The organism is Paenibacillus sp. FSL K6-3182 (assembly GCF_037976325.1).
Classification (GTDB): domain Bacteria; phylum Bacillota; class Bacilli; order Paenibacillales; family Paenibacillaceae; genus Pristimantibacillus.
In genome coordinates this window covers 6,971,727-6,985,305 of sequence record NZ_CP150265.1, presented here as the reverse complement: position 1 = coordinate 6,985,305, position 13,579 = coordinate 6,971,727, and the positions used below count along the sequence as shown (strand labels likewise).

Here is a 13,579-nt window from a genome sequence, read left to right as displayed (position 1 = left end):
TTGGGAGAGTTATGTATATAAGGGTGCTTTGCGAGAAAAGCGCCGACCTGACAGAGAGGTAGGAGTACTTGATGGCATTTTTGGTTAAAAATGCATGGTAACCGTACACGATTTCGGCATATTACGATCTATTCCAACATAATTCTTATTCTATAGAACAGTACTATACAATTTCTGAACAAGTTAGGTCTTTTTACTCATATATACTTACAAAATCATGAATGATTTTGGGAAAAAAGCCGATATGAAATAGATTAACGAAAATTTCTAATTGTAAACAAAATTGGATGATTGTGAATGTGATAGGAGTGTAGAAAAATGAGGGTTCTTGTAATCGATGATGAAAGACTGGCTCTCGTTCAACTGGAGCGGGTGCTCCGCCAATCGATGGAAATAACGAGCATTGATGTGTTTCAAAATCCAAAGCAAGCAGTGGAGCAGGCGAGCGAGCTGAAGCCTGATGTTGTTTTTCTAGATATCCATATGCCTGAATTATCTGGAATTCAAGCAGCCGAGCTTATTCAAGGAATATGTCCGCAAACAGATATTGTTTTTGTCACGGCGCATGATGAGTATGCAATAAAGGCATTTGAGCTGAATGCAGTTGATTATCTGTTAAAACCGCTTCAGAAATCGCGCGTGGAGATAACAATCGAACGTTTATTGAAGCGCAGGAGTACAAAACCGTTGTCGAAAGAAATCGAGAAGCAGGAGCAGACCGTTTATTGTTTTAAAACGTTGCGTTTTCAATCCTCCTATGGACAGCTCCCAGAGCTGCCGAAATGGCGTACGGCTAAAGCCCAGGAGCTTTTTTGTTATCTGCTGCATCACCGCGGGCAAATTGTACACAAGTCGATACTGCTCGATTTATTTTTTCCGGAGATGGACATGAAGCGTGCGATGACACAGCTATACACGGCTATCTATCAAATTAGGCAATGCCTTCAGAAAATGAACATGGACATAACGATTCATAATTCCAGTATTCAAGAAGGTTATATTCTCGATATGGGACAAGTCGTTCTAGATATGGAGCAGTGGGAGCAAGGAATGGTTAAGCTTAGCGGTTCGATCTCTGAGGATCAGGATCAGGCATTTCGGCTGCTCGGTGAATATGAGGGCGATTATTTACAGGACTATGGGTATCTATGGGCGGAGTATGAGCGAGAGCGTTTGCGTCAGCTATGGCTAAGTTTGGCGAGGATGTTAGCTGCTTATTATTTGGAGCAAGGCGATCGAACAAGCGATGCATTGCAATTGTATGAAAGAATACAAACGATGGATCCTTACCAGGAGGAAGAGGGACTGATCGTGATGAGGCTTTATGATGAGCTGGGCTTTTACGATAAGGTGATTTTCCACTATGAGCGTCTTCTTCAAACGCTAGAAAATGATCTGGGACTTACCGTTCCTTTGCAGGTGACGGAGTGGTACAAGCAATGGCAGGAGAAGAAAAACGGCAAGGAAATGCTTTTATGAAAGAGGAACAACGGCATAAATGAGAATACTTCAGCGCAGGTGAATAACTGACTATGCTGTACGTATTCTTTTTTTGTTTTCCGACGTTGCGCGACTTTAAGGATAACGTTATAATAGATGGGAACAAACATTCTTATTTTGAAATATCAGATGAAATGAATTGACTATATTTGACTATAATGATAAGAGCATATATTTCGGAATGATGGGGGTGGATGATAGGCGTGAGTGAGCTCGCAAAAGAAACAAGGCTGTTTGAGTTAAAATCGGATTATACGCCGCAAGGCGATCAACCAAAGGCAATCGAACAGCTTATAGAAGGTATTCATGCAGGAAAGAGACATCAGACGCTTCTGGGAGCAACGGGTACAGGCAAGACGTACACAATCGCGAACATGATCGAGGAGCTAAACCGACCAACGCTTGTAATTGCCCATAATAAGACGCTGGCAGCACAGCTGTGCAGTGAGTTCAAAACTTTTTTCCCTGACAATGCAGTAGAGTATTTTGTGAGCTACTATGATTATTATCAGCCTGAAGCATACATCCCTTCAACCGATACCTTTATAGAGAAGGACTCCAGCATAAACGATGAGATCGATAAGCTTCGACATTCAGCGACGAGCTCTTTGTTTGAACGCCGTGATGTGATCATCGTAGCGAGCGTTTCCTGTATTTACGGTCTCGGATCTCCGACGGAATACGGCGGCCTCGTGCTTTCGCTCCGTGTAGGGATGGAGAAGTCGCGGGATGCGATTCTGCATAAGCTGGTCGATATTCAATATCAGCGCAACGATATCAGCTTTACGCGCGGAACGTTCCGTGTTCGCGGCGACATTGTTGAGATCTTCCCAGTCGCCAATAATGAGCGGGCTATTCGTGTAGAGCTCTTTGGTGATGAGATTGAGCGCATTTCAGAGATTGATGTGCTCACCGGCGAAATCATTGGCGAACGCGATCATATTGCCATTTTTCCTGCTTCTCACTTCGTTACACAAGAAGAGACGATGAAGGTAGCACTCGTCAATATTGAGAGGGAGCTGGAGGAACGACTCGCCGAGCTCCGCGAAGCAGGCAAGCTGCTCGAAGCACAGCGGCTGGAGCAGCGGACGCGCTATGACTTGGAAATGATGGCGGAGATGGGCTTTTGCTCAGGCATTGAGAACTATTCGGGGCCGCTCACTTTTAGAGAGCGCGGGGCAACGCCTTATACGCTGCTTGATTATTTCCCTGATGATATGGTTATTGTTATTGATGAGTCCCATGTGTCGCTACCACAGATTCGAGCGATGTACAATGGTGACCGGGCGCGTAAAGAGATGCTCGTTAATCATGGCTTCCGCCTTCCGTCAGCGATGGATAACAGGCCGCTGCGCTTCGAGGAGTTCGAGGCGAAGGCCAAGCAGCTCGTTTATGTATCCGCAACGCCAGGTCCATACGAGATAGAGCACACCGACAAAATGATCGAACAAATTATTCGTCCTACTGGGCTGATTGATCCGATTATTGATGTCCGCCCAACGAAGGGACAAATCGATGACTTGCTGAACGAGATTCGGGATCGCATTGCGAAGGATGAACGGGTTCTTGTTACAACGCTGACGAAGAAGATGTCAGAGGATTTAACTGATTATATGAAGGAGATAGGCATTAAGGTAAGATATCTCCATTCCGATATTAAGACGTTGGAGCGATTGGCCATATTGCGTGACCTTAGGCTCGGCGTTTTCCACGTGCTCATTGGAATCAACCTGCTTCGAGAGGGCCTCGATTTGCCTGAGGTATCGCTCGTTACGATTCTCGATGCGGACAAAGAAGGTTTCCTTCGCTCGGATCGCGCGCTTATTCAAACGATTGGACGTGCGGCGAGAAACAGTGAGGGGCGCGTCATCATGTACGGTGATAATATTACCGATTCTATGGATCGCGCGATCAAAGAAACAGAGCGCCGCCGTACAATTCAGCTTGCATACAACGAGAAACACGGTGTTACGCCGCAAACGATAAAGAAAAAGGTTCACGATGTAATTGAAGCGACGAAGGTAGCTGAGCAGAAAGCCGACTACTTAACCGGTGCCGGCGTGGACAAAATGACGAAGAAAGACCGTCTGGCGCTTGTTCAAAGGCTGGAAGCGGAAATGAAAGACGCAGCAAAAAACTTGCAGTTCGAACGTGCAGCAGAGCTGCGGGATGCACTGCTTGAACTGCGTGCCGAGATGGGCTAAGAAGTAGGAGGAGAAACGATTGGCTAGCGATAAAATAGTTGTGAAGGGCGCTCGCGCCCATAATCTAAAAAACATTGACGTCACGATACCGCGCGACAAATTTGTGGTACTGACGGGGTTAAGTGGCTCCGGTAAATCTTCCCTTGCATTCGATACCATCTATGCAGAGGGACAGCGTCGTTACGTTGAATCATTATCCGCTTATGCACGCCAATTTCTTGGGCAAATGGAAAAGCCGGATGTTGATTCTATTGATGGGCTATCACCAGCTATATCTATTGATCAGAAGACAACAAGCCGCAATCCGCGTTCTACGGTCGGAACAGTTACTGAAATTTATGATTATTTGCGGCTCTTATTTGCCCGTATCGGCAAGCCGCATTGTCCAGAGCATGGGATCGAAATAACGTCGCAGACCGTTGAGCAAATGGTTGACCGGATTATGGAATACCCGGAGAAGACGAAGCTGCAAATTTTGGCTCCGCTTATTTCAGGCCGCAAAGGCGAGCATACCAAGCTGCTCGCTGACATTCAGAAGCAAGGTTTTGTTCGTGTACGCGTGAATGGCGAATTGCGAGAGCTCAGCGAGAAGATTGAGCTGGAAAAAAATAAAAAGCACAGCATTGAAGTGGTTGTCGATCGTATCGTCGTGAAATCAGATATTCAAACGAGGCTGGCGGATTCAATCGAAACTGCACTGAAAATATCTGAGGGCCGCGTGCTCGTTGATATCATCGATCAGGAGGAGCTTCTATTCAGCTCAAATCTGGCTTGTCCAGAATGCGGTTTTAGTATCGAAGAGCTGGAGCCGCGCATGTTCTCGTTCAATAGTCCTTACGGGGCATGCCCGGATTGTGATGGTTTAGGCATGAAAATGATCGTTGATCCAGATTTGCTCGTACCTGATATGAGCAAGTCGATTGCGGATGCTGCTTTCCTAGCTTGGGCGGGCAGTACGTCAAATTATTATCCGCAGTTTCTAAGTGCGGTTTGCGTGCATTATGGCATACCGCAGGATGTTCCGGTATCCGAGCTTGAGCCGGAGCAGATGAAGAAGATATTATATGGAACAGGCGGAGAGCGTGTTCGATTCCTATATGAGAACGATTTTGGTCATCGCAAAGAGGCTTATGTTCCATTCGAAGGCATCGTTCATAACCTTGAGCGGCGTTATAGAGATACCGCATCGGATATGATGCGCGAGCATATTGAGAACTATATGAGCGCTAAGCCATGTGCAGGCTGTAAGGGACAACGTCTTCGCAAGGAAACATTAGCGGTTACGATCAACGCGCAGCACATTTCCCAAGTCACCTCCTTATCTATTGGAGATGCACAGCGGTATTTTGATTCGCTAAAACTGTCTCAGAAGGAAATAGCAATCGCAAACTTGATCTTGAAAGAGATCAACAGCCGACTAGGTTTCCTTGTAAATGTAGGATTAGAGTATTTGTCATTAAGCCGCGCAGCGGGTACACTGTCGGGCGGAGAAGCACAGCGTATTCGATTGGCAACGCAAATCGGCTCAAGTCTTATGGGCGTCCTTTATATATTGGACGAGCCAAGCATCGGGCTGCACCAAAGAGATAATGATCGCTTAATTGAGACGCTTGAGCATATGCGCAACCTTGGAAATACGCTCATCGTCGTTGAGCATGACGAGGATACGATGCTGGCAGCCGACTATATTATCGACATTGGGCCTGGAGCGGGTATACACGGAGGCATGGTCATTGCAGAAGGTACGCCAGAGGAAGTGATGGCGAATGAAAACTCATTGACGGGCCAATATTTGAGTGGACGCAAGTTTATTGAAGTGCCTTCCGAGCGCCGCAAGACGAGCGACAAATGGTTAGAGGTTCGTGGCGCGAAGGAAAACAATTTAAGAAACGTAAATGTGAAGATTCCACTAGGTGTATTCTCAGCGGTAACCGGTGTTTCAGGTTCAGGGAAGTCGACCTTCGTTAATGAAATTTTGTACAAAACGTTAGCGCGTGATTTGAACAAAGCGAAGACGCGTCCTGGACAGTACAAGGAAATGCGAGGCATCGAGCATTTGGAGAAGGTCATCGATATTGACCAATCGCCAATCGGCCGAACGCCAAGATCTAATCCAGCTACGTATACCGGGGTATTTGATGATATCCGTGATTTGTATGCGAGTACGACGGAATCGAAAGTACGCGGCTACAAGAAGGGAAGATTCAGCTTCAATGTGAAGGGCGGACGCTGTGAAGCCTGTCGCGGAGATGGAATCATTAAAATTGAGATGCACTTCCTTCCTGATGTCTATGTGCCTTGTGAGATTTGCAAAGGTAAACGATATAATCGAGAGACGCTGGAAGTGAAATACAAAGGTAAAAATATTGCGGAAGTGCTGGAAATGACCATTGAGGACGGCTGTTCATTCTTCGAGAACATTCCTCGTATTCATCGGAAAGTACAGACGCTGCTTGATGTTGGTCTTGGTTATATGAAGCTGGGTCAACCAGCTACCACATTATCAGGTGGTGAAGCGCAGCGCGTTAAGCTGGCTGCTGAGCTTTATCGTCGTTCCACGGGCAAGACGCTTTACATTTTGGATGAACCAACAACGGGCTTGCACGTACATGACATCGACAGATTGTTGACCGTTCTTCACCGCTTGGTTGATTCAGGTGAATCCGTACTCGTTATTGAGCATAATTTGGACGTCATTAAGACGGCGGATTATTTGATAGATCTAGGTCCAGAAGGCGGCAATGGCGGCGGTATGATTGTGGCAACAGGCACGCCGGAACAGGTTATCAAAGTTGAGCAATCGTATACGGGTAAATATTTAAAACCAATTCTTGAGCGTGATCGCGAACGTACAACAGCGCGTCATAAAGAGAATCTAAAGGTTGCTGCGGCAGCCGAATAATGAAGTGAAAAGAGGGAGCAAGCTGAGTATTTACTCAGTTTGCTCCCTCTTTTTTTGCATATTTTCAACCTAAATAAAATGAAACTACGATTAAGAATAAAGGATAGTATTTCTACTGTAAAAAACGTGTGAACAGATAAAAAGTAAAATATGTTCCAAAATACAAAGATCTAATTCTTATGAGCCTCCCGTTTTTTTTCTAAAATGAAGCATATAAACAAAGTTTGAAGGAGGAGCTTCATGAGACAGAAAAAAACGTTAGTCCAGCTCAGTATGGGAGCAAGGGAGCAAATTGCAGGCTATTTATTCGTTGCTCCTTTAATGATCGGACTCGTTGTACTTACATTGATTCCTGTATTAGGATCACTGCTGCTTAGCTTTACGAGTTGGAATTTTGTTGCGGGAATTGATGCAATAAAATTTGTAGGTTTTGATAATTTTGAACGGCTGTTTAATGACTCTGTTTTTATGAAAAGTTTAATAAACAATCTCATCTTCATTATTACGGTGCCCATTACGATCATACTGGCATTGGTGCTGTCGATCATTATTGATAAGCATGTGTACTTGAAGGATATGTTTAAAGTGGTTTACTTTTTACCGTACATTTCTAGTGTTGTTGCTGTAGCTATGGTATGGCAGGTGCTCTTCCATCCTTCGTATGGACCGGTAAACAATTTCTTAATTTCAATCGGATTCGAGAATCCACCAAAGTGGCTGGCCGATATCGACTATGCGATGCCATCGTTGATGATGATTCAAATTTGGATTCTGCTCGGCTATAACATTATTATTTTCATAGCTGGCTTGCAGGGCATACCGAAAGATCTTTATGAAGCAGCTGACATTGACGGCGCGAATACTTGGACTAAATTCCGTAAAATTACGGTGCCTTGCATATCGCCAACTACGTTCTTCCTGCTCGTAACTGGTATTATTGGTACTTTCAAAATTTTCGATTTGATTCAAGTGTTAACACAGGGCGGTCCCGCCAACTCAACGACCGTTATCGTATATGAATTATATGACACAGCATTCAATCAATTGAAAACAGGCTACGCATCGAGTATGGCTCTCGTACTTTTTGTCATTTGCCTAGCTATAACGGGCTTGCAAATGCTCGCACAAAAAAAATGGGTGAACTATTAATTCAGGAAGGAGGAATTGGCAATGAAAAATGTGAATGTGTCCAAAATCGTATGGACAATTATTATGGCAGCCTTCGGCATGATGTCGCTGCTCCCATTCTTGTGGATGCTGACCACCTCATTCAAACCGGAAGCAGATGTATTCAACTTTCCAATTGAATGGATTCCAACGAAGTGGCATCTGATCGAAAATTACAAACAAGTGTGGACAGGAGGGTTTCTCCGGTATTACACGAACTCCATATACATTACTTTAACGACAACCGTGATTAATGTATTCGTGTGTGCGCTGGCAGCGTTCGGTTTCTCTAAACTGCGTTTCCGAGGCAGAGACACGATGTTCCTTCTTGTTCTTGCCTTATATATGGTGCCGCCACAAGCGTCGTTGGTACCGCAATTTTTATTGTTCAACTGGTTGAACCTCATCGATACGCATATTGGTCTTATTCTTATTAACAGCTTTAGTATTATTGGAGCGTTTATGCTCAGACAATTTTTTATGGGCGTAAATAATGAATATATGGAATCGGCGCGTATGGATGGTGCAGGCCATTTTCGTTCCTTTTTTCAAATTGCGCTGCCGCTCATTCGTCCGGGTCTAGCGACCTACGCGATTCTGCGATTTATATGGACATGGAATGATTACCAGTATCCGCTTATCTTTTTGAAGTCGAAGGATCTATTTACGATTCAGCTGGGCATTAGGCTTTTTGGAGACCAATATGGTGATATCTACTCCCTTATGATGGCTGGCGCTGTATCGGCGATCGTTCCTTTGCTCATTATTTTTGCGATTGGTCAAAAACAGGTTATCGAAGGCATTTCTCTTGGTGGTGTAAAAGGGTAACAAAGTCAAAATAGTTTCTCTTCAGTAAAATATGGGAACTTCGAATCAGAAATGAACGTGGTAGGATTTGTTTGTAGACGTTTTCATAACTAGTCGTGTTATAAATATTAGGAGGGTTACGATGAAAAAGAGATTATCGATGATGTTATTGGGGTTAGCAGTATTCGCATCGGCTTGTTCCGGGGGCAATAATGGTGGAAATTCAAATGCTGGCGGCGCGACAAACGCGACTAATGCTCCAAAAGAGCCAGCAGCAGAGCAAGTAACACTGAAGCTAAGCACGTGGCAAACGGACGGCAAGGCAAAGTGGACGGAGGTTATTTCGGCTTTTGAAGAAAAACATCCGAATATTAAGGTAGAACTTGACCTCTTGAATGAAAAAGGTGATTCCATTGCTTCCATGCAAAAGCTGGATCTAATGGCTGCATCCAATGATCAGCTTGATATTATCGAATTGCCTTACACGAACTATTCACAGCGCGCCGATATTGGATTGCTGGAGCCTTTGGATAGCTATATCGAAAAGGATGGCTATAAATATGAAGACGAGTACCTGGTAGACACGAAGGTAAACGATAAAATTTACGCTCTGCCTTCCTCCATGCAGCGTTGGTTCGTGCTACTAAATAAAGAAATGCTCGACGAGGCTGGATTGCCCGTTCCAACGGACTGGACTTGGAAAGAGTTTATGGAATATGCGCAAAAACTAACGAAGGGCGAAGGAACAACGAAACGTTACGGAGCTTATTTGCATAACTGGCCGGATTACTTCCAACTGCAAATGATGAGCAAGCCTTCGGAAAATACATTCCTGAAAGCGGACGGCACATCCAATGCGACGGACCCTGTGCTTAAAGCAAACTTGGAAATGATGAAAAAAATGATGTACGAAGACAAGAGCGCTAATATGTACGAGGATATTATTTCGCAAAAGCTTGCTTACCGCAACCAATATTTCAACGGTCTAGCTGCAATGCTGCCGATGGGTGACTGGATGGTAGCTGAGTCCGGAGGTACGGATGCCATTCCAGCTAATTTCGTAACTGCATTCGCACCGCTTCCGAAATTGGATGGCGAAAGCAAACATTATTCCCCAGTACAACCGACTTATATGGGAGTAGCAGCGAAATCGAAAAATAAAGAAGCGGCTTATACCTTTGTAAGATGGTATACCTCTGAAGGCCTTGCTGTCAGCGGCCGTGTATTCTCCGGCTGGGCGAAGTCTGATTCCAGCAAGCTTATCGATACCATTGTGGCGGCTGCAAAAGATCCTTCAAAAATCGATGTTGAGTCATTGAAATATACGATGAGCACTACGGTTCCAGGAAATGCGCCAGTACCTGCCAAATATGCAGATGAAGCTAAAAATACAGTTATTCCAGAAGCGGAATTGTATATCTTAGGCAAACAAGACGTGGATACAACGATTGCGAACATTGATAAAAATATCGCAGAGGTTGTTAAGAATAACGGAAATTAATGACGAGTTTGATTGAAATTGATCTTTCGTATTAAAGGGCTTACAATGTTTTGGGACAGAAAGAGCATCAATTTCTGTCCCTATTCTATTCAGATATGAGGCCTGCACTTGTGTTAATTCGACAAGATTCATTACGGATGAAATTAGTTTGGTCAGCATTGATTTGTTTTGTCATTCCGCTTGCTGTTATTTACCTCGTCACCAACTATTTAACGAAAGATATTATTTTGGACAAAGTGGTCATGAATGCGGAAGACTCGCTCAAGGTTGCTAAATCAGAAATTAACAGCGTGTTTGAGCAGACATTGAATTTATCGAATTTTGTGTTAATGAACGCTGAAATACGTCAAATGCTAATGGTCAACAAAGCTGAATTAGCGCTGCAGAAGCAAAAGCAGGAATATGCGGTTAATTTCAGTAAGCTGTCACGAATTTTGGATGATCTTTTTATTCAAAAAAATGATTTTCAAGTTACGATTTTAGGGGTGAAGGAACCCTTTTATACAAACTATTCACACAGTGATTTGAACCCGAGATTGTGGTATGAGAGAAAATGGTTTCATCAATTAAATGAGCTGCCGATATTTTCTACCTATTGGCTTGGCGAACAAATTCAAACAGAAAAGATGACGACAAATTACGTAACGATGGGAAGACCGATCAAGAAGACGGCAAGTATTCCAATTGGCTATATGATCGTTAATATAAATGAGCGCTTAATACGCCCCTATCTTACAACAAACGAAAATCAGGAAATGTTTTTGTTAGACTCAAACGGCGTCGTGATCTCGCAAGCGAACCCATCCAAAATAGGAGAAAAGCTGCTTTGGTGGAAGCCGGAGGGGATGGGCCGAACGATCGAAATCGAAAGAAAAAAATATGTTTATGTCGAGCAAAAATTAGAGAGCAACGATTGGCGAGTCGTTAGCCTTATTCCAATGTCCGCAGCCATTGATAAGAACAAACAGGTGTTGTTCGTTAGCTTCATCGTTCAAGCCTTGTTCTTCTCGTTATTTTTTGTGCTGTTGACGATCCGAATATCTGCATTAACGAAGCCTATTCGTGATTTAAGCGTGTTTGTTACGAAAATTGGACGTGGCCAGCTCGACGAGCGCAATAATATACGCGGGCATAATGAAGTTGGCCATTTAGCGAAGACGATAGATTTTATGCTGGATCGCATTCAAGAGATGTTTGAGCAAATTACATTAGAACAGGCAAAAAAACGAAAAGCGGAGCTTGAAATGCTTCAGGCTCAAATTAATCCGCATTTTATGTTTAACCTGCTCAATTCGATAAGGCTCAATATATTGATTCAAGGGGATCAGGAGAATGCGGAATTAATCAAATCGCTTTCCTCTTTATTGCGAATGACGATTAATCGGGATAATGAGTTTATTCCTCTGGATGAAGAGGGAGACACCGTGCTCCATTATGTGAAGCTTATGAATTTCCGACATGCCAATCAGGTAAGAGTCGCTTATAAATTTGAGGCTGGCTGCGAGCAAGCATTGGTTCCGCGATTCATGATTCAACCGTTAATAGAGAATGCGATCATTCATGGATTCGAACAATTTGACGGTGAAATATTTATCGATGCGAACAAAGAGCATGACAATGGACGTGAGCTGCTTCGAATTGTGGTGCGAGATAACGGAATTGGAATGACTAAAGATAAGCTGAAAGAGCTTCAAGTGAAAAGTGAGGATATACGCGACCCGCAGGAAAGCGAAAATAAAAGCTTTTCGGGCATCGGCGTAAAAAATGTGTTTCAGAGGTTGCGGCTCGTTTATGGAGAGTATGTCAAAACCACAATTGAAAGCGAGTCAGGTGTCGGAACGAAGATAACATTAATATTCCCATTCGAGTGTAAGAGAGCAGGTGCGCAGCATGTTGACGGCAATTCTAGTGGATGATGATTATCCGGTAGTACGTTATCTCTCTCAAACTGTTTTGTGGCATGAACTTGATATCAATTTGATCGGCTGTTATTCAAACGGTCTTGAGGCTTGGGAGGCAGCATGCCAGAGTCCGCCCGATATTATACTAACCGATATTGGCATGCCAAAAATGAGCGGGCTTGAGATGCTTGAGAAGTTTTGTGAAATTAATCCAAAAGGCAGAGCCGTTGTTCTGTCCTGCCACAATGAATTTAAATATGCACAGCAAGCGCTGAAATTGAATGTGAAAGATTATATTTTGAAAGAAAGCTTGGATGTCGAGCAACTACAAGCCATATTGAAAAATATCGTGACCGATTTGCAATTAGAGAACAAAAAAGCGACGGATATGGTGTTGTACAAGCAAAAGAATCAATCCGCGTTTAAAGAAAAGTTTTTGAAAGACACCTTGTTTCAATCCTATTGGACAAAGGAAGCATGGTTGGAGCAAGCTCGGACGAACGGTATTTCACTCGATGCCAAAAGCTATATTCCACTAGTCGTTATTATTGATCGCATGTCGACCGTTGCAAGCAACAGGAAGTTGAATGATTATACGATTGCGTTCTCCGTTGAAAACGTCTTGCACGACTTATTGGATGCTTCACGTTGGGTGACCTTTCGTTATAGCAATAAGCAGTTAGTTATTTTGTACGGCAGCAATGATCCAGCCAAAGAGCAGCAAGAGATTTATTATGCGATGCAGGAAGCTATTGCCGTGATCTACAAGTATTTAAAAATATCCGTCTCCTGTATACAAGGAAGAGAAACGAGAGGGCCGAAAGAAATGCAAGGGGTCCTGCTTCCGATGCTGAAAGAGCCGGAGCATTGCTTTTATCTCAAAGAATCGGCAGTACACAATTTCGGAGTGGTGTCATTCTCCAAAGATGATATGTATACGGAGTATTCTCAATTGTTTGCGAGCATCAATCAAAGCATCGCTTTAAATGAACCAGACGAGCTGCGGAAAACGATTGTGGAGTGGACGCATGAGGTTCGATCAAGAAGGTTTCATCCGAGCAACGTAAAGGAATTAGTGCTGCAGCTGCTTATGGACCTGCAAATGAAAACAAAAGTTACACTGCAGTATCACCCATTCTTATCGGAAGAGAAGCTGTATGACGCGGTGAATGCGATTGAGACATTAGATCATTTGGAAGAATGGATGATCCAGCATTTGAATGAGCTATCCAGAAGGTTAAGTATATATGCGATCAGCTCTAAACGTACGGAAGTAATCAAGGCACAGCAATTTGTCGTGTCGCATGTAACGGAGAAAATGACGCTGGAGGATATGGCTAACCATTTGAACTTGAATTCCAGTTATTTTAGCCGCTTGTTTAAAAAAGAGACAAATCAAAATTTCATCGAGTACGTCAATATGGTCAAGCTTCAGAAAGCGAAGGAGCTTCTCCAGCAATCCAGCAAAAGTGTTGAAGAGATTTCCGATTATTTGGGTTATGCCAACAAAAGCTATTTCATTAAGTTGTTCAAACGTGAGATGGGCATGAGACCTAGCGAATATTCGGTTTGGAGCAAAGGTCATTTTGAGTGAAAC

At 43.6% G+C, this 13,579-nt stretch carries 8 protein-coding genes; all 8 read left to right on the top strand.

What is annotated here, in order from left to right; genetic code table 11:
- Positions 1–318: 318 nt before the first annotated feature.
- Entirely contained in the window at positions 319–1,479 is a 1,161-nt protein-coding gene (locus MHH56_RS30580) for a response regulator (protein WP_339205327.1), read from the top strand.
- 224 nt (positions 1,480–1,703) lie between these two features.
- Positions 1,704–3,704, top strand: a complete 2,001-nt coding sequence (gene uvrB / locus MHH56_RS30575) for an excinuclease ABC subunit UvrB (protein ID WP_339205326.1) — start codon at positions 1,704–1,706, stop codon at positions 3,702–3,704.
- Positions 3,705–3,723: 19 nt separating this feature from the next.
- Positions 3,724–6,606: an excinuclease ABC subunit UvrA gene (gene uvrA, locus MHH56_RS30570; protein ID WP_339205325.1), complete on the top strand. Its 2,883-nt coding sequence runs from the start codon at positions 3,724–3,726 to the stop codon at positions 6,604–6,606.
- Positions 6,607–6,846: 240 nt separating this feature from the next.
- Positions 6,847–7,755, top strand: coding sequence for a sugar ABC transporter permease (locus MHH56_RS30565; protein ID WP_339205324.1), 909 nt, complete (start codon positions 6,847–6,849; stop codon positions 7,753–7,755).
- 21 nt (positions 7,756–7,776) lie between these two features.
- The gene (locus tag MHH56_RS30560) at positions 7,777–8,601 is read left to right on the top strand and encodes a carbohydrate ABC transporter permease (protein ID WP_339205323.1); all 825 of its coding nucleotides are present in this window, start codon (positions 7,777–7,779) and stop codon (positions 8,599–8,601) included.
- 121 nt (positions 8,602–8,722) lie between these two features.
- Complete coding sequence (locus MHH56_RS30555; protein WP_076266158.1) at positions 8,723–10,081, top strand: extracellular solute-binding protein; 1,359 nt, start codon at positions 8,723–8,725, stop codon at positions 10,079–10,081.
- 137 nt (positions 10,082–10,218) lie between these two features.
- The gene (locus tag MHH56_RS30550; protein WP_339205322.1) at positions 10,219–11,997 is read left to right on the top strand and encodes a histidine kinase; all 1,779 of its coding nucleotides are present in this window, start codon (positions 10,219–10,221) and stop codon (positions 11,995–11,997) included.
- Positions 11,972–13,576: a helix-turn-helix domain-containing protein gene (locus MHH56_RS30545; RefSeq protein WP_339205321.1), complete on the top strand. Its 1,605-nt coding sequence runs from the start codon at positions 11,972–11,974 to the stop codon at positions 13,574–13,576. Before MHH56_RS30550 ends, MHH56_RS30545 begins: the two co-directional genes overlap by 26 nt.
- Positions 13,577–13,579: the final 3 nt, after the last annotated feature.

What these genes read in the sequence shown, in the direction of transcription:
- MHH56_RS30560 (WP_339205323.1), top strand. Translation starts at nt 7,777, where the DNA reads ATGAAAAATGTGAATGTGTCCAAAATCGTATGGACAATTATTATGGCA.
- MHH56_RS30555 (WP_076266158.1), top strand. Translation starts at nt 8,723, where the DNA reads ATGAAAAAGAGATTATCGATGATGTTATTGGGGTTAGCAGTATTCGCA.
- MHH56_RS30545 (WP_339205321.1), top strand. Translation starts at nt 11,972, where the DNA reads ATGTTGACGGCAATTCTAGTGGATGATGATTATCCGGTAGTACGTTAT.
- MHH56_RS30565 (WP_339205324.1), top strand. Translation starts at nt 6,847, where the DNA reads ATGAGACAGAAAAAAACGTTAGTCCAGCTCAGTATGGGAGCAAGGGAG.
- MHH56_RS30550 (WP_339205322.1), top strand. Translation starts at nt 10,219, where the DNA reads ATGAAATTAGTTTGGTCAGCATTGATTTGTTTTGTCATTCCGCTTGCT.
- MHH56_RS30580 (WP_339205327.1), top strand. Translation starts at nt 319, where the DNA reads ATGAGGGTTCTTGTAATCGATGATGAAAGACTGGCTCTCGTTCAACTG.